Origin of the sequence: Pseudomonas sp. PDM19, assembly GCF_014852215.1 — a bacterium.
GTDB lineage: Bacteria > Pseudomonadota > Gammaproteobacteria > Pseudomonadales > Pseudomonadaceae > Pseudomonas.
Genome location: NZ_JACVBG010000002.1, coordinates 599,341 through 620,742 on the forward strand (window position 1 = coordinate 599,341; position 21,402 = coordinate 620,742).

The 21,402-nt window shown below is 60.0% G+C and carries 24 protein-coding genes and 2 tRNA genes; 20 read left to right on the forward strand and 6 right to left on the reverse strand.

What is annotated here, in order from left to right; all coding sequences use genetic code 11:
• Nucleotides 1-3 precede the first annotated feature (3 nt).
• The 12 genes from ruvB to nadA all read left to right on the forward strand — a co-directional run bounded on the left by ruvB (nucleotide 4) and on the right by nadA (nucleotide 9,414).
• A complete protein-coding gene (gene ruvB, locus IB273_RS11105) occupies nucleotides 4-1,062 on the forward strand; it encodes a Holliday junction branch migration DNA helicase RuvB (RefSeq protein ID WP_138215289.1) in 1,059 nt (352 codons plus the stop codon).
• 52 nt (nucleotides 1,063-1,114) lie between these two features.
• The gene (gene ybgC, locus IB273_RS11110) at nucleotides 1,115-1,561 is read left to right on the forward strand and encodes a tol-pal system-associated acyl-CoA thioesterase (protein ID WP_081520161.1); all 447 of its coding nucleotides are present in this window, start codon (nucleotides 1,115-1,117) and stop codon (nucleotides 1,559-1,561) included.
• Nucleotide 1,562: 1 nt separating this feature from the next.
• On the forward strand, nucleotides 1,563-2,258 hold the full coding sequence (tolQ, locus tag IB273_RS11115; RefSeq protein ID WP_045210353.1) for a protein TolQ: 696 nt from the start codon (nucleotides 1,563-1,565) through the stop codon (nucleotides 2,256-2,258).
• Between the two features lie 24 nt (nucleotides 2,259-2,282).
• Nucleotides 2,283-2,747, forward strand: coding sequence for a protein TolR (tolR, locus tag IB273_RS11120; protein WP_081520162.1), 465 nt, complete (start codon nucleotides 2,283-2,285; stop codon nucleotides 2,745-2,747).
• On the forward strand, nucleotides 2,744-3,799 hold the full coding sequence (tolA, locus tag IB273_RS11125; protein WP_151187985.1) for a cell envelope integrity protein TolA: 1,056 nt from the start codon (nucleotides 2,744-2,746) through the stop codon (nucleotides 3,797-3,799). The genes tolR and tolA overlap by 4 nt, the downstream gene beginning before the upstream one ends.
• Nucleotides 3,796-5,094, forward strand: a complete 1,299-nt coding sequence (tolB, locus tag IB273_RS11130) for a Tol-Pal system beta propeller repeat protein TolB (RefSeq protein ID WP_192209784.1) — start codon at nucleotides 3,796-3,798, stop codon at nucleotides 5,092-5,094. Before tolA ends, tolB begins: the two co-directional genes overlap by 4 nt.
• A gap of 52 nt (nucleotides 5,095-5,146) precedes the next feature.
• Entirely contained in the window at nucleotides 5,147-5,653 is a 507-nt protein-coding gene (pal, locus tag IB273_RS11135; protein WP_017522099.1) for a peptidoglycan-associated lipoprotein Pal, read from the forward strand.
• 6 nt (nucleotides 5,654-5,659) lie between these two features.
• Nucleotides 5,660-6,502 carry a tol-pal system protein YbgF gene (ybgF, locus tag IB273_RS11140; RefSeq protein WP_081520165.1) on the forward strand — a complete coding sequence of 281 codons (843 nt, stop codon included), beginning with the start codon at nucleotides 5,660-5,662 and terminating at the stop codon, nucleotides 6,500-6,502.
• Between the two features lie 200 nt (nucleotides 6,503-6,702).
• A complete protein-coding gene (gene queE / locus IB273_RS11145; protein WP_192224080.1) occupies nucleotides 6,703-7,350 on the forward strand; it encodes a 7-carboxy-7-deazaguanine synthase QueE in 648 nt (215 codons plus the stop codon).
• 37 nt (nucleotides 7,351-7,387) lie between these two features.
• Nucleotides 7,388-8,062 carry a 7-cyano-7-deazaguanine synthase QueC gene (gene queC, locus IB273_RS11150; RefSeq protein ID WP_192224508.1) on the forward strand — a complete coding sequence of 225 codons (675 nt, stop codon included), beginning with the start codon at nucleotides 7,388-7,390 and terminating at the stop codon, nucleotides 8,060-8,062.
• A 59-nt stretch (nucleotides 8,063-8,121) separates the two neighbouring features.
• Nucleotides 8,122-8,197, forward strand: a tRNA-Lys gene (locus IB273_RS11155).
• Between the two features lie 158 nt (nucleotides 8,198-8,355).
• The gene (gene nadA, locus IB273_RS11160; RefSeq protein WP_081520167.1) at nucleotides 8,356-9,414 is read left to right on the forward strand and encodes a quinolinate synthase NadA; all 1,059 of its coding nucleotides are present in this window, start codon (nucleotides 8,356-8,358) and stop codon (nucleotides 9,412-9,414) included.
• 62 nt (nucleotides 9,415-9,476) lie between these two features.
• Here nadA and IB273_RS11165 read toward each other — a convergent pair whose 3' ends face one another.
• Nucleotides 9,477-10,913 (reverse strand): M48 family metalloprotease, encoded by a 1,437-nt coding sequence (locus tag IB273_RS11165; RefSeq protein WP_081520168.1) that lies wholly within the window; start codon nucleotides 10,911-10,913, stop codon nucleotides 9,477-9,479.
• Between the two features lie 225 nt (nucleotides 10,914-11,138).
• On the opposite strand from IB273_RS11165, the gene IB273_RS11170 reads away from it, so the two are divergent.
• A complete protein-coding gene (locus IB273_RS11170) occupies nucleotides 11,139-11,390 on the forward strand; it encodes a sulfurtransferase TusA family protein (protein ID WP_017522093.1) in 252 nt (83 codons plus the stop codon).
• Between the two features lie 54 nt (nucleotides 11,391-11,444).
• Nucleotides 11,445-12,524 carry an AI-2E family transporter gene (locus tag IB273_RS11175; protein WP_192224081.1) on the forward strand — a complete coding sequence of 360 codons (1,080 nt, stop codon included), beginning with the start codon at nucleotides 11,445-11,447 and terminating at the stop codon, nucleotides 12,522-12,524.
• 52 nt (nucleotides 12,525-12,576) lie between these two features.
• Here IB273_RS11175 and IB273_RS11180 read toward each other — a convergent pair whose 3' ends face one another.
• Nucleotides 12,577-13,047 (reverse strand): peroxiredoxin, encoded by a 471-nt coding sequence (locus tag IB273_RS11180; RefSeq protein WP_192209780.1) that lies wholly within the window; start codon nucleotides 13,045-13,047, stop codon nucleotides 12,577-12,579.
• Between the two features lie 25 nt (nucleotides 13,048-13,072).
• Nucleotides 13,073-13,630, reverse strand: coding sequence for a glycine cleavage system protein R (locus IB273_RS11185; protein ID WP_081520171.1), 558 nt, complete (start codon nucleotides 13,628-13,630; stop codon nucleotides 13,073-13,075).
• Between the two features lie 171 nt (nucleotides 13,631-13,801).
• On the opposite strand from IB273_RS11185, the gene dapA reads away from it, so the two are divergent.
• From dapA to IB273_RS11210, 5 genes are all read left to right on the forward strand, one after another.
• Nucleotides 13,802-14,680, forward strand: a complete 879-nt coding sequence (gene dapA / locus IB273_RS11190) for a 4-hydroxy-tetrahydrodipicolinate synthase (protein WP_045210343.1) — start codon at nucleotides 13,802-13,804, stop codon at nucleotides 14,678-14,680.
• 13 nt (nucleotides 14,681-14,693) lie between these two features.
• Nucleotides 14,694-15,884: an outer membrane protein assembly factor BamC gene (bamC, locus tag IB273_RS11195; RefSeq protein WP_081520172.1), complete on the forward strand. Its 1,191-nt coding sequence runs from the start codon at nucleotides 14,694-14,696 to the stop codon at nucleotides 15,882-15,884.
• Nucleotides 15,823-16,581 carry an MBL fold metallo-hydrolase gene (locus IB273_RS11200; RefSeq protein WP_081520173.1) on the forward strand — a complete coding sequence of 253 codons (759 nt, stop codon included), beginning with the start codon at nucleotides 15,823-15,825 and terminating at the stop codon, nucleotides 16,579-16,581. The genes bamC and IB273_RS11200 overlap by 62 nt, the downstream gene beginning before the upstream one ends.
• Before the next feature lie 29 nt (nucleotides 16,582-16,610).
• The gene (gene purC, locus IB273_RS11205) at nucleotides 16,611-17,321 is read left to right on the forward strand and encodes a phosphoribosylaminoimidazolesuccinocarboxamide synthase (protein ID WP_045210340.1); all 711 of its coding nucleotides are present in this window, start codon (nucleotides 16,611-16,613) and stop codon (nucleotides 17,319-17,321) included.
• 95 nt (nucleotides 17,322-17,416) lie between these two features.
• Nucleotides 17,417-17,506 (forward strand) — tRNA-Ser (locus IB273_RS11210).
• Between the two features lie 57 nt (nucleotides 17,507-17,563).
• Here the strand turns inward: IB273_RS11210 and IB273_RS11215 are convergent.
• Nucleotides 17,564-18,274: a hypothetical protein gene (locus IB273_RS11215; RefSeq protein WP_192224082.1), complete on the reverse strand. Its 711-nt coding sequence runs from the start codon at nucleotides 18,272-18,274 to the stop codon at nucleotides 17,564-17,566.
• Nucleotides 18,275-18,658: 384 nt separating this feature from the next.
• Between IB273_RS11215 and IB273_RS11220 the strand changes: the two genes are divergently transcribed.
• Nucleotides 18,659-19,486 carry a metal-binding protein gene (locus tag IB273_RS11220; protein WP_192224083.1) on the forward strand — a complete coding sequence of 276 codons (828 nt, stop codon included), beginning with the start codon at nucleotides 18,659-18,661 and terminating at the stop codon, nucleotides 19,484-19,486.
• Between the two features lie 4 nt (nucleotides 19,487-19,490).
• Here IB273_RS11220 and IB273_RS11225 read toward each other — a convergent pair whose 3' ends face one another.
• Both IB273_RS11225 and IB273_RS11230 read right to left on the reverse strand, forming a co-directional pair.
• Nucleotides 19,491-20,255, reverse strand: a complete 765-nt coding sequence (locus IB273_RS11225; protein WP_192224084.1) for a hypothetical protein — start codon at nucleotides 20,253-20,255, stop codon at nucleotides 19,491-19,493.
• 62 nt (nucleotides 20,256-20,317) lie between these two features.
• Complete coding sequence (locus IB273_RS11230) at nucleotides 20,318-21,217, reverse strand: hypothetical protein (RefSeq protein ID WP_192224085.1); 900 nt, start codon at nucleotides 21,215-21,217, stop codon at nucleotides 20,318-20,320.
• Nucleotides 21,218-21,402 lie beyond the last annotated feature (185 nt).

A 21,402-nucleotide genomic window follows, 5' to 3' on the forward strand; every position in this document is an offset into this window, starting at 1 on the left:
TCGATGATCGAAGCCGATCGCCTGATCTCCTCTGTAACCGGTCGTGACCGCGAAGAGCAGCTCGACCGCGCCATCCGCCCGCTGAAGCTGGCCGACTACGTCGGTCAGCCGGTGGTGCGTGAACAGATGGAGTTGTTCATCCAGGCGGCCCGTGGGCGCCAGGAGGCCCTCGATCACACGCTGATCTTCGGCCCGCCCGGCCTGGGCAAGACCACCCTGGCGAACATCATCGCCCAGGAAATGGGGGTTTCGATCAAGAGCACTTCCGGCCCGGTGCTGGAGCGGCCTGGCGATCTGGCGGCGCTGCTGACCAACCTCGAACCCAACGACGTGCTGTTCGTGGACGAGATTCACCGCCTCTCGCCCATCGTCGAGGAAGTGCTGTATCCGGCCATGGAAGACTTCCAGCTGGACATCATGATCGGCGAGGGCCCGGCTGCGCGTTCGATCAAGCTCGATCTGCCGCCCTTCACTCTGGTGGGGGCGACCACTCGCGCCGGCATGCTGACCAACCCGCTGCGTGACCGCTTCGGTATCGTGCAGCGTCTGGAGTTCTACGGTGTGGACGACCTGTCCAGCATCGTCGCCCGTTCGGCGGGCATCCTCGGTCTGGAGATCGAGCCGGCGGGCGCCTACGAGATTGCCCGGCGCGCGCGCGGTACGCCGCGGATCGCCAACCGCCTGCTGCGGCGGGTGCGGGATTTCGCCGAGGTGCGCGGCACCGGCCACATCAGCAGCGACATCGCCGACAAGGCGCTGAACCTGCTGGACGTGGATGAAAGAGGCTTCGATCACCAGGATCGCCGCCTGCTGCTGACCATGATCGACAAGTTCGACGGTGGCCCGGTGGGGATCGACAACCTCGCGGCGGCCATCAGCGAAGAAAGACACACGATTGAAGACGTGCTGGAGCCCTATCTGATCCAGCAAGGCTATATCATGCGCACACCTCGGGGGCGTGTAGTGACCCGGCATGCGTACCTGCATTTCGGCTTGAATGTGCCGAAGCGGATGGGGGAGGGGACGACATCGGATCTGTTCGTCCCTGAAGATGGTAATTAATTGCATTTGTAGACGATTGCCGATTGGCAAAGTCTTTACTTGGTTCTAGAGTATGCGCGCGCAACACGGGGGTCAGCCGTTCCAGCAGCGGTATCGGGTCTATTACGAGGACACCGATGCCGGCGGCATCGTCTACTACGTCAACTACCTCAAGTTCATGGAGCGGGCTCGTACCGAGCGGCTGCGTGATCTGGGCTTCGCCCAGTCACAGCTGGCGGGGGAGAACCTGCTTTTCGTCGTTCATTCGGCTGAGGCGCGCTATCACGCGCCGGCCCGCCTGGATGACGAGCTGCTTGTCAGCGTCGAGGTGGAGGAGTTGAACCGTGCGAGCCTGAAGTTTCGTCAACAGGTTCGACGGGCGTCGGATTCGACCTTGCTCTGCGAGGGGCGATTCCTGGTGGCGTGCGTGCGGGCGGACAACCTGAAACCCCGCGCTATCCCAGATGTGTTGCGTGCGGCATTTGCCGGCAGTCCGGACACCCTTTCAGCAGGAGATTAACGTGGAACCGAACGTCGTCGACCATACTTCCATGTGGAGCTTGATCAGTAACGCCAGCGTCGTGGTACAGCTGGTGATGCTGACCCTGGTGGCCGCATCGGTCACTTCCTGGATCATGATTTTCCAGCGCAGCAACATGATGCGCTCGGCGAAGAAGGCCCTGGAAACTTTCGAAGAGCGCTTCTGGTCGGGCATTGACCTGTCCAAGCTCTATCGTCAGGCGGGCAGCAACCCCGATCCGGATTCGGGGGTCGAGCAGATCTTCCGTGCCGGCTTCAAGGAATTCTCCCGTCTGCGCCAGCAGGCCGGCGTTGACCCGGATGCGGTGATGGAAGGCGTTTCCCGCGCGATGCGCGTCGCCATTTCCCGCGAGGAAGAGAAGCTGGAAACCAGCCTGCCGTTCCTCGCCACCGTCGGTTCCACCAGCCCGTACATCGGTCTGTTCGGCACCGTGTGGGGGATCATGAACTCCTTCCGTGGCCTGGCCACCGTGCAGCAGGCCACCCTCGCCACCGTGGCGCCGGGTATTGCCGAAGCGCTGATCGCCACCGCCATCGGCCTGTTCGCGGCCATCCCCGCGGTCATCGCCTACAACCGTTTCGCCGCCCGCTCGGAAATGCTCATCGGTCGCTACTACACCTTCGCCGACGAGTTCCAGGCGATCCTGCACCGCAAAGTGCACACCAGCGACGATTGATCGACGACCAAGAGGTAAGCCGTCATGGCAAGAGTTCGTCACAAGCGCAAGCCGGTCGCGGAAATGAACGTGGTGCCCTACATCGACGTGATGTTGGTACTGCTGGTCATTTTCATGGTGACCGCGCCCATGCTCAACCAGGGCGTCAAGGTCGACCTGCCCAAGGTTTCCAGCGAAGCGCTGCCGCAGGATAACGATTCCCGCGTGCTCACCATCTCCATCAAGGCCGACAAGACCTACTACTGGAACATGGGCTCCGAAGTGGACCCGGATCAGGGCAAGGCCAGCCAGACTGCCGTTGACCTCGATCAGCTGGTGACCGCGGCTACCGCGATCATGGCGCAAAACAGCAGTCAGGGTAAGAAAGTCCAGGTCTTCGTCCGTGGGGACAAGGCAGTCGACTATGGCTCTGTCATGGCCGTCATGGGCGGTCTGCAGAAAGCCGGAGTCGGCAACGTCGGTCTGATTACCGAGGCACCAGGTAGTTGATGCACCAGCTCGAGCGCTCTCAATCGGAAGGCTACTTCTGGCCAACGGTCCTGGCCGTGGCTCTGCACGTCCTGATCTTCGCCATGCTGTTCGTCAGCTGGGCCAGTACGCCTGAACTGCCGCCTTCGCGGCCGATCGTCCAGGCTACGCTGTACCAGCTGAAGTCCAAGAGCCAGGCGACCCAGCAGACCAACCAGAAGATAGCCGGCGAGGCGAAGAAGACTTCGGCCAAGCAATACGAGCAGGAGCAGCTCGAGCAGAAGAAGGCTGAGCAGCAGGCATTGGCTGCTGCGAAAGCCGAGGAACAAAAGAAGGCCGATGCGGCTCAAAAGGCTGCAGATGCCGCCGAGAAAGCCGCTGAAGCCAAGAAGGCAGACGACGCCAAGAAGGTGGCCGATGCTGCCGCAGCCGCCAAGAAAGCGGCTGAGGCCAAGGCTGCCGAGCAGAAACAGCAGGCGGATATCGCCAAGAAGAAAGCCGAGGAAGAGGCCAAGAAAGAGGCCGCTGAAGAGGCGAAGAAGAAAGCTGCCGAGGAGGCCAAGAAGAAGGCCGCCGAGGACGCGAAGAAAAAAGCCGCCGCGGATGATGCCAAGAAGAAGGCTGCCGCGGTCGAGGCTGCGAAGAAGAAGGCTGCTGCTGCAGCCGCTGCCGCAGCCCGCAAGGCCACGGAAGACAAGAAGGCCCAGGCGCTGGCCGACCTGCTGTCCAACGACACGCAACGGCAACAGGCCCTGGCCGACGAGCAAGGTGACGAGGTGGCGGGCAACTTCGACGATCTGATCGTCAGCCTGGTGAGCCAGCAGTGGAGCCGTCCTCCTTCAGCTCGTAACGGAATGAGCGTAGAAGTGCTGATTCAGATGCTGCCGAGCGGGGCGATCACCGGCGTAAGCGTAACCCGCTCCAGTGGTGACAAACCGTTCGACGATTCGGCGGTGGCAGCGGTCAAAAACGTGGGCCGTGTTCCCGAACTGCAAAAACTGGATCGTGCCACTTTCGATAGCCTGTATCGTCAGCGCCGAATGGTCTTCAAACCGGAGGATTTAGATCTGTGAGTACCCTGATTCGCTTCGCGCTCTTCGCCCTGGCCCTGGTGGCCGGCGCAGCGCAGGCCGCCGACCCGCTGGTGATCTCCAGCGGTCGTGACTCGGCCGTCCCGATTGCCGTGGTTCCGTTCGGCTGGCAGGGCGGCAACGTCCTGCCCGAAGACATGTCGAACATCATCGGCAGCGACCTGCGCAACTCCGGTTATTTCGAGCCGATCCCGCGCCAGAACATGATCAGCCAGCCGGCCCAGGCCAGCGAGGTGATCTACCGCGACTGGCAGGCCCTCGGTGCGCAGTACGTCCTGGTCGGCAGCATCGTCCCCAGTGGCGGCCGCCTGCAGATCCAGTACGCCCTGCTCAACGTGTCGACCCAGGAGCAGGTCCTGACCGGCAGCGTGGGCGGCACCACCGACCAGCTGCGCGACATGTCGCACTACATCGCCGACCAGTCGTTCGAGAAGCTCACCGGCATCAAGGGGGCGTTCTCCACCAAGATGCTCTACGTGACCGCAGAGCGCTTCTCGGTGGACAACACCCGCTATACCCTGCAGCGCTCCGACTATGATGGCGCCCGCCCGGTGACCCTGCTGCAGTCGCGCGAGCCGATCCTCTCGCCGCGCTTCTCGCCCGATGGCCGTCGCATCGCCTACGTGTCCTTCGAGCAGAAGCGTCCGCGCATCTTCATGCAGTACGTCGACACCGGTCGCCGCGAGCAGATTTCCAACTTCGAAGGCCTCAATGGCGCCCCGGCCTTCTCGCCGGACGGCAACCGCCTGGCCTTCGTGCTGTCGCGTGACGGCAACCCGGAGATCTACGTGATGGACCTGGGCAGCCGCCAGCTGCGTCGCCTGACCAACAATTCGGCGATCGACACCGAACCCTTCTGGGGCGCGGACGGCTCGACCCTGTACTTCACCTCGGATCGTGGCGGCAAGCCGCAGATCTACAAGATGAACGTGAACTCGGGCGCTACCGACCGTGTGACCTTCATCGGCAACTACAACGCCAACCCGAAACTGTCGGCGGACGAGAAGACCCTGGTCATGGTTCACCGCCAGGACGGTTTCACCAACTTCCAGATCGCGGCGCAGGACCTTCAGCGCGGTAATCTCCGGGTACTTTCCAACACCAACCTGGATGATTCGCCCACTGTTGCGCCAAATGGCACGATGCTAATATATGCCACCCGCCAGCAGGACCGGGGCGTGTTGATGCTCGTGAGCATCAACGGACGTGTTCGGTTACCGCTACCCACCGCTCAAGGCGACGTGCGCGAGCCTTCCTGGTCCCCTTACCTGAACTGACGGTTGCCAACTGTTTCAAATTTATACACTGGGGTTCATTAGGAGTTACATGATGGAAATGCTGAAATTCGGCAAATTTGCCGTTATCGCCCTCGCCATGGCTGTTGCCGTCGGCTGTTCGTCCAAGAAAGGCGATGCTACTGGCGAAGGCGCCAATGGCGGCGTTGATCCGAACGCTGGCTACGGCGCCAACAGCGGTGCCGTTGACGGCTCCCTGAGCGACGAAGCCGCTCTGCGCGCTATCACCACCTTCTACTTCGAGTACGACAGCTCCGACCTGAAGCCGGAAGCCATGCGTGCCCTGGACGTACACGCCAAGGACCTGAAAGGTTCCGGCCAGCGCGTAGTCCTGGAAGGTCACACTGACGAGCGCGGCACCCGCGAGTACAACATGGCTCTGGGCGAGCGTCGTGCCAAGGCCGTACAGCGCTACCTGGTACTGCAGGGCGTTTCCCCGGCTCAGCTGGAACTGGTTTCCTACGGCAAAGAGCGTCCGGTTGCCACTGGCCACGACGAGCAGTCCTGGGCCCAGAACCGTCGCGTTGAGCTGAAGAAGTAAGACCTGATGCCGATGCGCCTGCGTTTTCTGACCTTGATCGCATGCGGACTGCCCCTCATGGCGGCAGCCGCGGTTCCGGTACAGGACGGTAATGGTGGCTATGCCAGCACACCGCCTTCGGGTTATGGCACCGCAGGCGCCGATGGCGCCTACGCCGGAGGCGGGATGACTACTCCCGTCTCCGGTCAGGCTCAGCTGTTCATGCAGCTGCAGCAGATGCAGGACGAGATGTCCCGTCTGCGCGGCATGCTCGAAGAGCAGCAGAACCAGATCCAGCAAATGAAGCAGGAAAACCAGGAACGCTTCCAGGACATCGACAGCCGCCTTTCCAGCGGTGCAGGTGCAGGAGCGGCCGGTGCTGCTGTTCAACAGGATTCCTCCGCTGCCGGCGCCAGTGCCGGAGCTGCCGCCGGGGCAGGCGTAGCCGCCGCCCAGCAACAGCAGCCCGCTGCCAGCAGCGAGCCGGGTGACCCGGCAAAAGAAAAGCTTTACTACGACGCCTCCTTTGACCTGATCAAGGCCAAGGATTTCGACAAGGCCAGCCAGGCCTTCGGCGCCTTCCTGCGCAAGTATCCAAACAGCCAGTATGCTGGCAACGCACAGTACTGGCTTGGCGAGGTAAATCTCGCCAAGGGTGACCTGCAGGGCGCCGGCCAGGCCTTCGCTCGCGTCAGCCAGGCCTACCCGAGCAGCGCCAAGGTGCCGGACTCGCTGTACAAGCTCGCTGATGTCGAGCGCCGCCTGGGCAATACCGACAAGGCCCGTGGCATCCTGCAGCAGGTCGTGGCCCAGTATCCGGGCTCTTCCGCCGCCCAGCTGTCCCAGCGTGACCTGAAGAACCTCAAGTAAGGCTCCGCACCGCACTGTCCGAAAACCCGCGCCCGTCGCGGGTTTTTTCGTTAGAATTCCCGCCCCCCGGAAAGCACCAGTGGTTTCAGCTCGGCTGATGTCTGCAGTGTTCCGGGCTTGCCGGGCGCCCAGTGAGCGCGCCCACGACTCCAACGCAACGGAGGCGGATGGTCTGTGTAGCCGTCACGCCCGTGGCTGATATGCAACAGATCCTGCGCATTACCGAGATTTTCTACTCGCTGCAGGGGGAGACGCGCACCGCCGGCTTGCCGACTGTGTTCGTTCGCCTGACCGGCTGTCCCCTGCGCTGCAATTACTGCGATACCGCCTATGCCTTCAGCGGCGGTGAAATCCAGTCACTCGACGCCATCCTTGACCAGGTTGCCCAGTACCGCCCGCGCTACGTCTGCGTGACCGGCGGCGAGCCTTTGGCTCAGCCCAATTGCATCCCGCTGCTCGAGCGCCTGTGCGATGCCGGCTATGAGGTTTCGCTGGAAACCAGTGGTGCGCTGGATATCTCCGCCACCGACCGCCGCGTCAGCCGCATCCTCGACCTGAAAACTCCGGGCTCCGGGGAGGTGGTGCGCAATCGCTACGAGAACATCGGCGAGCTGACGTCCAACGATCAGGTGAAGTTCGTCATCTGCTCCCGCGAGGACTATGACTGGGCGGTGTCCAAGCTGATCGAGTACCGCCTGGAGCAACGAGCCGGCGAGGTGCTGTTCTCGCCCAGCCACCGCGAAGTGCACGCGCGTGAGCTGGCCGACTGGATCGTCAGCGACAACTTGCCAGTGCGCCTGCAACTGCAGTTGCACAAGATTCTCTGGAACGACGAGCCGGGCCATTGAGCGCGGAGGAGACCTTCTCATGTCCATCAAGCCATCCATGAACGACAAGAAAGCCGTAATCCTGCTCTCCGGCGGCCTGGACTCCGCGACCGTGGTCGCCATGGCCAAGGCAGAAGGCTACGACTGCTACACCATGAGTTTCGATTACGGACAGCGTCACCGTGCCGAGTTGCAGGCAGCCGAGCGGGTCGCTCGCCAGCAGGGCGTGATCGAGCACAAGGTGATCGGCCTGAACCTGAACGGCATCGGCGGCTCCGCCCTGACCGATAGCCGCATCGATGTGCCCGAGGCACCCAGCGAAGGTATCCCGGTCACCTACGTGCCGGCGCGCAATACCGTTTTCCTTTCGCTCGCGCTGGGGTGGGCGGAGGTGCTCGGTGCGCGGGATATCTTCATCGGCGTGAACGCCGTGGATTATTCCGGCTACCCGGATTGTCGTCCCGAGTTCGTCGAGGCTTTCGAGCGCATGGCCAACCTGGCTACCAAGGCCGGTGTGGAGGGCGACGGCTTCCGCATTCAGGCGCCGCTGCAGTTCCTTTCCAAGGCGCAGATCATCGAGGCGGGCATCGCCCAGGGCGTGGATTACAGCCTGACGGTTTCCTGCTATCAGGCCGATGATGACGGGCGTGCGTGCGGTAAATGCGACAGCTGCCGACTGCGTTCCGAGGGCTTTTTGGCCGCGGGAATTTCCGACCCGACGCGATATTTCTGAAAAAAGTTTTCGAAGGGTGTTGTTTTTGCGTTAGAAATCAGTATTATACGCCCCACGTTGGGTCGTTAGCTCAGTCGGTAGAGCAGTTGGCTTTTAACCAATTGGTCGTAGGTTCGAATCCCACACGACCCACCAACATGTAAGACAAAAGCCCCGTGATCGAAAGATCACGGGGCTTTTGCCATGTGCCGGAAAAAGTCTGCCGTATGGCCATCCACGGTGCACCGCGTCGTAAGGCGGTGGTGATAAAATCGCCGGCATAATCAGACCGTGCCTGTTGAGGTTTTCACACGATGTCCCAGATTTCCGAACGCCTGCTGGTCCAGGCCCATCTGGCGGCGAAGCAGCCGCGGGTGCTGAGCGTGCAGGAGGAAGCCGACTACCGTGCGGCCATCGCCGCCGAGCTGAAGGCGCAGAACGCCGTGCTCGTCGCACACTACTACTGTGACCCGGTGATCCAGGCGCTGGCCGAAGAGACCGGCGGCTGCGTTTCCGACTCGCTGGAAATGGCCCGTTTTGGCAACCAGCATTCGGCGCAGACCGTGGTGGTCGCCGGTGTTCGCTTCATGGGTGAGACCGCGAAAATTCTCAACCCGGAAAAGCGCGTACTGATGCCGACCCTGGAGGCGACCTGCTCGCTGGACCTGGGCTGCCCGGTGGAAGAGTTCTCCGCTTTCTGCGACCAGCATCCCGAGCGCACCGTGGTGGTCTACGCGAACACCTCGGCAGCCGTGAAGGCGCGCGCCGACTGGGTGGTGACCTCCAGTTGTGCTGTGGAGATCGTCGAGCACCTGATGGACAACGGCGAGCCGATCCTCTGGGCGCCGGACCAGCACCTGGGTCGCTATATCCAGCGCGAGACTGGCGCCGACATGCTGCTCTGGGACGGTGCCTGCATCGTTCACGAGGAGTTCAAGGCCAAGCAGCTGGAAGACCTCAAGGCGATCTACCCGGACGCCGCGATCCTGGTGCACCCGGAGTCGCCGGAGGCGGTGGTGGACCTGGCCGATGCCGTGGGCTCCACCAGCCAGCTGATCAAGGCCGCGCAAACGCTGCCGAACAAACGCTTCATCGTCGCCACCGACCGCGGCATCTTCTACAAGATGCAGCAGCTGTGCCCGGACAAGGAATTCATCGAGGCGCCCACCGCCGGCAACGGCGCGGCCTGCCGCAGCTGTGCGCACTGCCCGTGGATGGCCATGAACACCCTGGAGCGCACCCTGGCGTGCCTGAAGGACGGCTCGGGCGAAATCTTCGTCGACCCGGCGCTGATTCCCAAGGCAATCAAGCCGCTCAAGCGCATGCTCGACTTTACCCAGGCGGCGAAGTTGAAGCTGGCGGGCAATGCCTGATCAGCATGCGTGAATGAAAAAGCCCGGCAGATGCCGGGCTTTTTTGTGGGCGGGAGAAGGGCTCAGCGTCCCATCATTTCCTTGAGGATGCGCTCCTGCTCGCGGAACTCCTGCTGGCGGGCATCCAGGCGCGCGGCCAGGGTGAAGTTGCCGCCGGCGCGGCGCTTGGCGAAGTCCAGCTGCTCGATCGCCTGCTTGTAGTCGCCGGTGAGTGCGTAGTACTCCGCGCGGGCCTGGTACACGCCAATGGCGTTGCCACTCAGGGTGCAGGCGTCGGCCAGGCGGTTCCACACGTCCGGGTCCAGCGGGCGGCGCTGGGACAGCTTGAACAGCGTTTTCTCGGCATCGGCCGCGCGGTTGGTCTTCATCATCAGGTCGGCATTGGCCTGGATCAGCGGGTAGCTGTCCGGGTACTGGCCGAGCATCTTCTGCACCCGCGCCTGGGCGTCGGGCAGCTTGTTGGCGGTGATGTCGAGATCGGACATGGCCAGGTTGTAGCTGATGTCGTTGGGCGCCTTGGCCAGCAGCTGCTGCAGGTTGCTGCGGGCGTCGTTGAGCTGGCCGATCTTGGTCTGCGACAGCGCAAGGCCGTAGCGCGCAGCGTCGTTCTTCGGGTCTTCGTCGAGTTGCGCGCGGAACTGCTTGCTGGCCATGCCCGGCGTGTCTTCGAACATCTGCTGGACGCGGGCGCGCATCAGCTCGTAGCGCAGCGAGTCTTCCTTGCCGCCCTTGGGGTACTGCTCGGCGCGGTTGCGGGTGTCGGCGATACGCGATTCGGTGACTGGGTGAGTCAGCAGGAATTCCGGCGGTTTGCCCTCGTAACGGTACTGGCGGGCCAGGCGCTCGAACATGTTGGGCATGGAGCGCGGGTCGTAGCCGGCGCGGACCATGGTGGCAACGCCGACGCGGTCGGCTTCCTGTTCGTTCTGCCGGGAGAAGCGCAGTTGGTTCTGGATGGCCGCGGCCTGGGTGCCGGCGATGGCAGCGATACCCGCATCACCGGCGCCGGCGGCGGCGGCGATGATGCCGGCCAGCATGGCGGCCATCACCGGTACCTGCATGCGCTGTTGTGCTTCGATGCCGCGGGCGAAGTGGCGTTGGCTGAGGTGGCCGAGTTCGTGCGCCAGTACTGCGATGTACTCGCCTTCGGTCTGGGCATAGATGAACAGGCCGCCGTTGACGCCGACCACGCCGCCAGGGGCGGCGAAGGCGTTGATCTGTTTGTCTCGGATCAGGATGAACGCCAGGCGGTGGTCCTGCAGTTCGCTGGACTCGGCCAGGCGGTAGACGCTGGACTCGACATAGTCCTTGAGTTGCGGATCGTTGAGCGTGTCGACCTGGTTGCGCAGCATGCTCAGCCAGGCGCGGCCGAGCTGGAACTCCTGCTCCGGGGAGACGATGGACGAGCTGGCGTCCCCCAGGGAAGGCAGGTCGTCCGCCAGGGCCGGCATGGCGAAGGCGACAGCGAGCGACAGCAGGGCAGGGCGGAGTACTTTCATGTACACAAGGCTCGTTCCGAGAAAGGCTCTACTTTAGCCGCACGCTTACGCCTATGCCTAGTTTGCAGGGCGGAAGTGCGGCGCAATTCGAATCGGGTATTTCCGCTCCGTGGCCCTTTCAACCCCGAGTCTGACGGCTTCATTAATGAACAGCGTCTCTGCAGAGTCTGGTTACTTTTCCAACGCTTTCGGTATTCTTGGGCGCCCTGCCCGGAGTTCGTTTCGATGTCCGATTCCACGCCGTCCGTCCCCGCCTGTGACGCGGAGCTGGACGCCAGCGGTCTCAATTGTCCGTTGCCGCTGCTCAAGGCCAAGCTGGAGCTGAACCGGCTTCCCAGTGGAGCGGTGCTCAAGGTGATCGCCACCGATGCGGGCTCGCAGCGCGACTTCCGCGTTTTCGCCGATCTTGCCGGGCACTCGCTGCTGCATGAAGAGGTCGAAGCCGGCGTCTATCGCTACTGGCTGCGCAAGAAGTAGCCCCTGATCGCGGGTAACCGCGACGTTACCCCATTCGTTTCGCAGGTTTCGTTGATGCTCAAGGTTTTGCAGGACTGGATGCAGCGCTATTTCTCCGACGAGGAGGCGATAGTGCTGGCGGTCATTCTCGGACTGGGATTTACCGTCATCCTGACCTTTGGCGGGATGCTCGCGCCGGTGCTGGCGGCGATGGTCATCGCCTTCCTCATCCAGGGCATGGTCGGCGTGCTGGAGCGCCTGCGTGTGCCACATCTGTTCGCGGTGTGGCTGGTCTATTCGCTGTTCCTCGGGCTGCTCGCAGTGTTCCTGCTGGTGCTGGTGCCGCTGCTGTGGAAGCAGCTGTTCACTCTGTTCAACGAACTGCCCGGCATGCTCGGCGAGTGGCAGGCGACCCTGTTGATGCTGCCCGAGCGCTACCCGGACATGGTCACCGAGGAGCAGGTGCTGCACACCGTCGAGGCGGCGCGCAGCGAACTGGGTCAGCTCGGCCAGTGGGCGCTGACCTTCTCCCTGTCGGGCCTGCCGGTGGTGGTCAACATCATGATCTACCTGGTGCTGGTGCCGATCCTGGTGTTCTTCTTCCTCAAGGACCGCCGCCGCTTCTACCACTGGTTCCGCCGCTACCTGCCCCGTGAGCGAGGGCTGATGAAGCAGGTGTGGAACGAGATGAACCAGCAGATTGCCAACTACATCCGTGGCAAGGTCATCGAGATCTTCATCACCGGCGTGGCGACCTACATCGCCTTCGCGGTGCTGGGGCTCAACTACGCGGCGCTGCTCGCGCTGCTGGTCGGCCTGTCGGTGGTGGTGCCCTACATCGGCGCGGTGGTGGTCACCGTGCCGGTGGCGATGATCGCGCTGTTCCAGTGGGGCTGGAGCGACCAGTTCATCTACCTGATGGCCGCCCACGCGATCATCCAGGCGCTGGATGGCAACGTGCTGGTGCCGCTGCTGTTCTCCGAGGCGGTGAACCTGCACCCGGTGGCGATCATCTGCGCGGTGCTGCTGTTCGGCGGGCTGTGGGGCTTCTGGGGGGTGTTCTTCGCCATCCCGCTGGCGACTCTGGTGAAGGCCGTGCTGGATGCCTGGCCGCGACAGCCGCCATTGGAGCCGCAAGTCAGCCCGATGATGTAAACGAAAAAGGCCGCTGATCAGCGGCCTTTTTCATTGGCGCCGGCTCAGCGGCTTACTGGTTCAGCGCTTGAGCGGCAGCGAGCACGGCGTCCACATGCCCGGGTACTTTCACGCCGCGCCATTCCTGGCGCAGCACGCCCTTGGCGTCGATCAGGAAGGTGCTGCGGTCCACGCCCATGTATTCCTTGCCGTAGAGCTTCTTCAGCTTGATCACGTCGAACAGCTGGCAGACGGCCTCATCCTTGTCGCTGATCAGCTCGAAGGGGAAGCACTGCTTGGCCTTGAAGTTCTCGTGGGACTTGATGCCATCGCGGGAGACGCCGAACACCAGGGTGTTGGCCTTGGCGAAGTCCTCGATCCTGTCGCGGAAGCCCTGGCCTTCGGTGGTGCAGCCAGGGGTGCTGTCCTTGGGGTAGAAGTACAGGACGACCTGCTTGCCCTTGAGTTCGGACAGGCGGAATTCGACGCCGCTGGTGGCCGGGGCCTGGAAATCGGCCACGGGTTTGTTCAGTTCGACTGCCATGGGAATTTTCTCCTTGGGAGCATCCTTACGGATGCTGCGGACGCCAGGGTTCGATCAGCGCGTCCAGGTTCAGCGCATCGGCGAAGTCGAGGAACTGATCGCGCAGCCAGCTGATCTGGGTGCCGGCCGGCAGCGTCACGGTGATGGTGGCGTTGAGCATGCTGGTGTTGGTGTGCGGCGCCTGGTAGGTGTCGCAGGTGAGGTTTTCCAGCTCGATGTTGTGATCGATGAAGAACTGGCACAGCTCGTTGAGGATGTCCGGGCGATAGACGGCGCTGACATAGGCCACATAGGGCAGGGCCTGGGCGCGGGTGACGTGGACATTGCTGCGCGTGACGCTGAGGGTGAAGCCGTGACGCTTGGCCAGGGGCGGCAGACCGCCTTCCAGGCGGGCCAGGGCATCCCAGCTGCCGGAGATCTGCAGGATCAGCGCGCTGAACTCGCCGTGACGGGTCAGGCGGCTGCTGACCACCGAGCAGCGGTTGTCGACGCAGGTGCGGCACAGCACGCTGGTCAACTCCATCGGGTTCGGGCCCAGAGCGCTGATCAGAAGGAATTGTTCACGAGGGTGAGAGGTGGACATGCAGCTTTCCTGGGAGTGGCGGCCAAGCGGGCCGCATCGACAAAGGAGAAAGGGTAGCGAAAAGCGCCGATGAGGGGAATGTCTGACCGCTCGCGGGTCGCTGCGTCACCTTGTGCGTGGCCGGTGGCGACAGTACCATTACGGCTTTCTTTTTCCGGCAGGAGCGGTTGCATGATTGCGGGCAGTATGGTGGCGCTGGTCACCCCCTTCGATGCTCAGGGTCGACTGGATTGGGACAGCCTCGCCAAGCTGGTGGACTTCCACCTGCAGGAAGGCACCAATGCCATCGTAGCGGTCGGCACCACGGGTGAATCGGCCACTCTGGACGTGAACGAACACCTGGACGTCATCCGTCGCGTCGTCGACCAGGTCAACGGCCGTATCCCGGTCATCGCCGGCACCGGCGCCAACTCCACCCGCGAAGCCGTCGAGCTGACCGAGGCCGCCAAGTCCGGCGGTGCAGACGCCTGCCTGCTGGTGACCCCGTACTACAACAAGCCGACCCAGGAAGGCCTGTACCAGCACTTCCGCCACATCGCCGAAGCCGTGGCCATCCCGCAGATCCTCTACAACGTGCCGGGCCGTACCGCCTGCGACATGCTGCCCGAGACTGTCGAGCGCCTGTCCAAGGTGCCGAACATCGTCGGCATCAAGGAAGCCACCGGCGACCTGCAGCGCGGCAAGGAAGTACTGGATCGCGTCGGCAAGGACTTCCTCGTCTACTCCGGTGACGACGCCACCGCCGTCGAGCTGATGCTGATGGGCGGCAAGGGCAACATCTCGGTGACCGCCAACGTCGCCCCGCGCGCCATGAGCGACCTCTGCGCCGCCGCCATGCGTGGCGATGCCGCCGCTGCCCGCGCCATCAACGATCGCCTGATGCCGCTGCACAAGTCGCTGTTCATCGAATCCAACCCCATCCCGGTCAAGTTCGCCCTGCACGAAATGGGGCTGATTCCAGAGGGCATCCGCCTGCCTCTGACCTGGCTCAGCCCGCGCTGCCACGAACCGCTGCGTCAGGCCATGCGCCAGACCGGCGTCCTGGCTTAAGGAGCTCCCTCGCATGAAGCGACTGGCAGGACTGACTGCGCTCGCCCTGGTTATCGGCAACACCTCCGGCTGCGGCTGGCTGTGGGGCCCGGAAGGCTACTTCCGCGACCGTGGCGACGATTACCTCAACGCCCGCGAAACCGCACCGATGAAGGTGCCCGAGGGCATGCAGAGCAAGCAGCTCGACCCGCTGCTGCCGATTCCGATGAACGTCGCCACCAGCACCGAGAAGGAAGGCGAGTTCGAAGTGCCGCGTCCGCAGCCGCTGTCCGGCGCCGGCGAAGTCAGCGACTTCAGCCTGCAGAAGAGCGGCGACTCGCGCTGGCTGGTTGCCCAGCGTCCGCCGGCCGAAGTCTGGCCGGTCGCTCACCAGTTCTTCCAGGACAACGGCTTCTCCATCGCCAACGAACGTCCGCAGACTGGCGAATTCAGCACCAACTGGCAGCCGCTGTCGCAGCTCTCCGCGCCCCTGGCGCGTCGTCTGAGCAGCCGTGTGTCGGGCGTCGAGCCAGACAGCGAAGCGCGCGTTCGTGTGCGCATCGAGCCCGGCGTGCAGACCAACACCAGTGAAGTCTACGTGCTGAGCGAAACCCGCCCGGCCGGCAGCACCGCCACTGGCGATTGGCCGACCAAGCCGGCTGTGCCGAGCCTGGACGCCGCGCTGCTCGACGAAATGATCGCCAGCATGGCCACCAGCGCCGAGAAGGGCGGCTCCGTCTCCCTGCTCGCCGCGCACTCGGACTACGACACCCCCGGCGCCGTCCAGCTGAACAAGGACGGCAGCGGCAACCCGGTGCTGACCGTCGACTCCGATTTCGATCGTGCCTGGGTCAGCGTCGGCCGTGCGCTGGATCGTGCCGACATCCGTGTCGACGACCTCAACCGCAGCCTGGGCGTGTACTACGTCAACATCGCCGAAGGCGCGAAGAAGAAGGACGAAGACAAGCCTGGCTTCTTCAGCCGCCTGTTCGGCGGTGGCGAGAAGACCAAGGAAGAAGAGGACGCCAAGGCCCAGCGCTACCAGGTTCGCCTGACCAGCGTGAGCAACACCGTCCAGATCACCGTCGACAAAGACATCAACACCTCCGCACCGGCTGACGTGGCGCAGGGTGTGTTGGAAAAACTCCAGGAGAGTATGCGGAATGCACTTCGCGGTCCTGGGGAGCGGAAGCCGGGGCAATTCGGCCTTGGTGAGCAGTTCTGACACCCGGATACTGATCGATTGCGGCTTCCCGCTGCGTGAAACCATCCGCCGTCTGGCACGCCTGGGCGTAGAGCCCGGGCAGCTGGACGCGGTACTGGTCACGCACGAGCACTCCGATCACATCAACGGCGTCGAACTGCTGGCCCGGCACCATCGAATACCCGTGTACCTCAGCGCCGGCACCCTGCAGGGAATGCGCAAGCCGGTGACACCGGCGGGGCTGCTCAAATGCGGCGACCGCCTGGTACTGAAAGACCTGGAAGTCACTGCGGTGAGCGTCTCCCACGATGCGCGAGAGCCCCTGCAGTACGTGTTTTCCGATGGCCGGAAGCGCTTTGGCCAGCTCACCGATCTGGGAGCCGCCACGGCGCAGGTGCTGGAATGCTATCGTGGCCTCGATGCGTTGATCATCGAAGCGAATCACGATACCGACATGCTGGCCCGCGGTCCGTATCCCTACCCACTCAAGGTCCGTGTAGGCGGCCAGTGGGGACATTTGAACAACCGGCAGGCCGCCGAACTCGTGGCCCAGCTGGGCTGGGAAAGCTTGCAGCACCTGGTGCTGGCGCATCTCAGCGAAAAGAACAACTCGCCGCAGCTGGCCCGGCAAAGCTTCGTCGACACCCTTGGGTGCGACCCGGACTGGCTGCAGGTAGCCGATCAGCATTCTGGACTCGACTGGCGCACCATCGCCTGAGCCCACCCCTTAAGCAAGCGGAGCCCATCATGGAAAAACGCGAAGAACTCTATCGCGGCAAGGCCAAGTCGGTTTACACCACCGATGACGCCGACCGCCTCGTCCTGCTGTTCCGCAACGACACCTCGGCGTTCGACGGCAAGCGCATCGAGCAGCTTGATCGCAAGGGCATGGTGAACAACAAGTTCAACGCCTTCATCATGCAGAAGCTCGAAGCCGCCGGCATCCCGACCCAGTTCGACGCCCTGCTGTCGGACAACGAAGTGCTGGTCAAGAAGCTCGCCATGATTCCGGTCGAGTGCGTCGTGCGCAACTACGCCGCCGGCAGTCTGGTGCGCCGCCTGGGCGTCGAAGAGGGCCTGCAGCTCACTCCGCCGACCTTCGAGCTGTTCCTGAAGAACGACGCCCTGGGCGACCCGTTCATCAACGAATCCCACGTCCAGGCCTTCGGCTGGGCGACCCTGGAGCAACTGGCCGAAATGAAGGCCTACTCCTTCAAGGTCAACGAAGTGCTGAACAAGCTGTTCGACGACGCCGGCCTGCTGCTGGTGGACTTCAAGCTCGAGTTCGGCCTGTTCCACGGCAAGATCGTCCTCGGCGACGAGTTCAGCCCGGACGGCTGCCGTCTGTGGGACAAAGAGACCCGCAAGAAGATGGACAAGGACCGCTTCCGCCAGGGTCTGGGCGACGTCATCGAGGCCTACGAAGAAGTGGCCCACCGCCTCGGCGTACCGCTCTGATCTGACCAGTGCACGCAAGCGTCTGATACCACGCGAAAAAATCCTGAATAAGGGCTTCGCCTTCGGGCTTCAAGCTGGTATCATGCGCGCCGCACGGAGAGATGCCGGAGTGGCCGAACGGGACGGATTCGAAATCCGTTGAACTGGCAACAGTTCCTAGGGTTCAAATCCCTATCTCTCCGCCATTCATAAAAAGGCCCCGCAAATCAATGGTTTGCGGGGCTTTTTCTTTTCCGGTTGTACTACTCAGTTGTACTACTCAATCCTTCCTGATTCGGTGGGACTTCTCCAAGGTAGAGACGATTAAGCAGTACGCCGCAGGCTCGCAGCGAATTCTGAAGCTCCACGGTTCCCTCAAGCGCCTCTCGAACCCAGCACGCTGGGTAGTCTTTCTCCTTGTGCCTGAAGCCCTCGACCTTGCCGCCCCTGTTTTCGTCTATAAACGAAATTGATGGACTGTGAACGATCAGTCGATGGTGCTTGACCATGTTCATGAAGGCGTGTGTGTATCCAAACCATTCTGACGCAAGGGCCTCATTCAAACGATCTTTAAGCTCTCCAGTCGGGAGGGCGTCTCTGACGTTGTGGATGTAGAAAATACCTGTGAGCGGCACGGGTACCACAAGGCCATTCAGTAGTTGTCCAAAGCTGTCGTACGAATTGCGAGTAATTGCGATGCAGGCGATTAGATTGGCCTCGCTGACTAAGCCTGCTTCATGGATGACACCGTCATCATCATCAAATCCAAATATTCGCTCAGCAAATTTGATTCCGTGAGGATCGTTTTCAGCGTTGAATGCGGTGAAGGCATCGCGAGCGAGGCACTTGTGGTAATTGAAAATATCGCTTGAGCGGCCAAGGGAGTTGATGATCTGCACAAGTCTTTTGCTTGTCGCGGGCTGGCGAACCCGGACCTGCTCCCTCAACGCTCCCAGATTCCATGGGGTAGTCATATCCGCTTCCTTTTGAGTGGTAGTAATTCAGTTTAGGCTATGTTGTTGCCCGGTAAGAGTCCCTAGAGCGGTCCCTGCGTTCCGAACGTCTTGGCCCTTCCGCAGGCGGGAATACTGGTGTCTCAGCGGATGATGGCGGTTTGCAATGATTGTGGATAGCCTCAGCCAAGCGCACAGGGACAATGGCAACGAAGGCGGTCTTGAATGGTGCCAGCAATGGGGGGAGGCAGAACAGTGAGGGTCCAAGGGAGCGAAATGCACAGAAAAGAAAGGCACATGCAGAGGATGAGTCAAACATCGATGCCCTACACAGTTAATAGAAAGTCGCCTTTTCCCAATTATGAGATTGGATTCTTATCCCTATCTGAGTAAGGGGTTGGCTAAATGGGGGAGTTTACTAAACGTATATCAGAGCGTGTTCAGCACACTCAGATTGAAGAGGGATATTGCCTAATATGTGGAGAGTATGAACGACTGACCTTTGATCATGTTCCTCCACAAGGGTGCGTTACTATTACAAAAACGGAGCAATTCCACCTTTCAGAATACATGGATCTTCCAAGTTTAAAGATGAAAGGCGTGCAGTCAAATAATGGCAGCAAATTTAAAACAATATGCAGGGCCTGCAACAATCTGATAGGGAGAGATGATGAGGAACTCTCATTGCTTATAGGTCGAGTAACAAGTGAGGTTAGGCGGGAAGTTTACAATATCAATAGGTTTGGGAATGTCATTCGATTCAATGTGGATGTAGTGAAGTTTTGTCGAGCGATGGTGGGGCATATACTTTCAGCAACATCAACCCGAGAATGTGCCATCCCGGCAAATACTTCCGACTATTTCCTTTCTTTAAGAGAGTTTGTCTTGCGCAATGGGGCGAGAACAATTCAGGATACGCATGATTTCTATTGCTGGTTTTACCCATTTAAATGGCATATCAGTGCCAAGATGTTCGCTATGCATAATAATGGCCATCAAGCAAGTTTGAGCGCTCTGCATTTCTTCCCAATTGGGTTTCTCGTTTCGGAAAAAGGTAAAGGAATATATCCAGCTCAAGCCTATAAGATAGATCTAAATAAGAATTCAATTGACGTTGATCTATCGGCAGCAAATGTAAGATTGGCTAGCATGCCACTTTGCGAGTTAAGTGGAGACCAATTCATCGTCTTTCAAAGCTCTCAGACGATAGTTAGTCAGCCAATAAAATCATAACTTCCTAGAGCTCAATATCATCCGGTTCGAAGAAGAAAGTTTCTAATTCTATCTTGTTCACTAAAAATCTTGATTTCTCAACTAGGCTGGTAATGGATTCGGGAGTTATATCAACCTTAATTCCCTCTTTGTCAAATCCTGCTCGATGCGCACAGTGGTGCCTCAACTGTACGGCTTTAAATAGCCAGTCGATATCGCCAAAGTCACACTCCAAGACAGACTTGTACATCGGCTTAATCTTCTTGAGGTCGTGAAAGATAAGGTTCTTAAGGTGCTCCGCTACAGTCAGCTTTAAGCGCTCTTGCTTCTCAAATATTTCTTTGAGTGTGAATTTCATTGTAGAAAACGTCGGGTCGGTCTCTACCAGTCGCCTGATAAGTGTATCGGAATTTGTTACTTTCTTTATGAAGTTTGATTCTAGATATGCCTCAAGCGCAGCTACCGTATGCGCATGCAGCATTACCAAAAGACTGAATCTTGTCTCATCGGATACTTCCACGCTGAGAAGTTCTGATATGTTTTTTAACTGAACGTTGAAAATGCCGAAGAGCGAATCTTTAGGACTTTTAGAGATAAACCACTCGAGTTCATCCTGCTCATCCCAGTCATTGAACGACTCATTTCTGCAGAACTCGTAGTAGGCCTCTACAGCGGCTTCCCACTCAGGCGATCCCTCATTGCCGGCGTCATCACCAAAGTTCTCTTCAATCCAGTCCCGCATGGGCCGCTCTTCGTCCAATCTCATCCACTCTTCTTTAGCCCTTCCCATTTAAGCTCTCCAAAATGGCGAAAGTAAAAAATTTCAGCTGGATATATTCAGCGCGACATACCTTATACCCCATATCTAGGCAGAGGCTTCCATTTGCGATCTGCGAGACGCCCATATGGTTCTTGATTCTCAATAATTGCGACAAAATCATCAACGGATTTAAAAGCTGGCGGCGCCGTTGGTATAAACATAACATCCTTCATTTTTTTGAGCGACATAATCTTTATTCCACGGTTTTTCAATTTTGGAATACATTGAGCTTCGAGCTTATCGATCGTGCTTCCTAAACGCTCGATTGTTTCATCCAGAAGCTTAATGAAATCTTCACTGAACGAATAAAGACGCACCAAAGATCCTGTTCCCTGGATGCTCGCAAGATCGCCCAATGAGATTTCTCTCCGGCGCCCTTTCTCGTGCTGCTCCATTTTGTCGCGATGCTTTTCAAGTAAATTGTTTCTGGCTCTAACAGAGTCAACTACAGAAGCAAAAAAGGCCTCGGACTCACTGACGGACGACAATAAGTCCGCCTCTTCCAAGCTCAATAAAATCGGCGTGAGCAATATATCGGCACTACTTCCATAGTCTGATTCACCCAGCGCCAATCCCGGCATTGTGCAAAATCTAAGCGGATTATTCTCATGCGGAACAACAATCGCACGCTTATAAGAGCCGAGCATGTTGAGCTTTCCTGCTAACCCATGCAAAGCACGATTGTAATCTCTTACCTCTAGCTGTAGTTCCTTTCTAAAGCTTGCGTCCTGCTGTACTTTGAAACTTGCCAACGCACCTGCGATTGCACCCCCAAAACCAGAGGCGATGGGGCCCAATATATCCTTCACAAAAGAGTTAAATCCAGTAGGGGAAAATTCCTTCGAATCATCCCAGAAAGATATAACTACCAAGTAGGCGAATACAGATGAAACTATGCCGATAATGGTGCCTATTGTAATATAGGTCCGCATAATCCTCGCTTCCACTGAGCACCCTAAAGTAGGGTAAATCCTATTTCAGCAAGCCAGCGATCAACGCTGCTCTTTTCAATTCGGGTGCACGCTTACCCCAGCTCGCATTTCCATGAGCGTCTTGATTTTTAACTTTTGTGATCTCTTTGAGTAGATTTTCAGCGTCGTTAAGAGCGTGTCGCCAA

Excerpts from the sequence above, each read along its gene's own strand:
- ruvB (WP_138215289.1), top strand. The coding sequence starts at position 4 with ATGATCGAAGCCGATCGCCTGATCTCCTCTGTAACCGGTCGTGACCGC.
- ybgC (WP_081520161.1), top strand. The coding sequence starts at position 1,115 with ATGCGCGCGCAACACGGGGGTCAGCCGTTCCAGCAGCGGTATCGGGTC.
- tolR (WP_081520162.1), top strand. The coding sequence starts at position 2,283 with ATGGCAAGAGTTCGTCACAAGCGCAAGCCGGTCGCGGAAATGAACGTG.
- pal (WP_017522099.1), top strand. The coding sequence starts at position 5,147 with ATGGAAATGCTGAAATTCGGCAAATTTGCCGTTATCGCCCTCGCCATG.
- ybgF (WP_081520165.1), top strand. The coding sequence starts at position 5,660 with ATGCCGATGCGCCTGCGTTTTCTGACCTTGATCGCATGCGGACTGCCC.
- queE (WP_192224080.1), top strand. The coding sequence starts at position 6,703 with ATGCAACAGATCCTGCGCATTACCGAGATTTTCTACTCGCTGCAGGGG.
- queC (WP_192224508.1), top strand. The coding sequence starts at position 7,388 with ATGAACGACAAGAAAGCCGTAATCCTGCTCTCCGGCGGCCTGGACTCC.
- nadA (WP_081520167.1), top strand. The coding sequence starts at position 8,356 with ATGTCCCAGATTTCCGAACGCCTGCTGGTCCAGGCCCATCTGGCGGCG.
- IB273_RS11165 (WP_081520168.1), bottom strand. The coding sequence starts at position 10,913 with ATGAAAGTACTCCGCCCTGCCCTGCTGTCGCTCGCTGTCGCCTTCGCC.
- IB273_RS11170 (WP_017522093.1), top strand. The coding sequence starts at position 11,139 with ATGTCCGATTCCACGCCGTCCGTCCCCGCCTGTGACGCGGAGCTGGAC.
- IB273_RS11175 (WP_192224081.1), top strand. The coding sequence starts at position 11,445 with ATGCTCAAGGTTTTGCAGGACTGGATGCAGCGCTATTTCTCCGACGAG.
- IB273_RS11180 (WP_192209780.1), bottom strand. The coding sequence starts at position 13,047 with ATGGCAGTCGAACTGAACAAACCCGTGGCCGATTTCCAGGCCCCGGCC.
- IB273_RS11185 (WP_081520171.1), bottom strand. The coding sequence starts at position 13,630 with ATGTCCACCTCTCACCCTCGTGAACAATTCCTTCTGATCAGCGCTCTG.
- dapA (WP_045210343.1), top strand. The coding sequence starts at position 13,802 with ATGATTGCGGGCAGTATGGTGGCGCTGGTCACCCCCTTCGATGCTCAG.
- bamC (WP_081520172.1), top strand. The coding sequence starts at position 14,694 with ATGAAGCGACTGGCAGGACTGACTGCGCTCGCCCTGGTTATCGGCAAC.
- IB273_RS11200 (WP_081520173.1), top strand. The coding sequence starts at position 15,823 with ATGCACTTCGCGGTCCTGGGGAGCGGAAGCCGGGGCAATTCGGCCTTG.
- purC (WP_045210340.1), top strand. The coding sequence starts at position 16,611 with ATGGAAAAACGCGAAGAACTCTATCGCGGCAAGGCCAAGTCGGTTTAC.
- IB273_RS11215 (WP_192224082.1), bottom strand. The coding sequence starts at position 18,274 with ATGACTACCCCATGGAATCTGGGAGCGTTGAGGGAGCAGGTCCGGGTT.
- IB273_RS11220 (WP_192224083.1), top strand. The coding sequence starts at position 18,659 with ATGGGGGAGTTTACTAAACGTATATCAGAGCGTGTTCAGCACACTCAG.
- IB273_RS11225 (WP_192224084.1), bottom strand. The coding sequence starts at position 20,255 with ATGGGAAGGGCTAAAGAAGAGTGGATGAGATTGGACGAAGAGCGGCCC.
- IB273_RS11230 (WP_192224085.1), bottom strand. The coding sequence starts at position 21,217 with ATGCGGACCTATATTACAATAGGCACCATTATCGGCATAGTTTCATCT.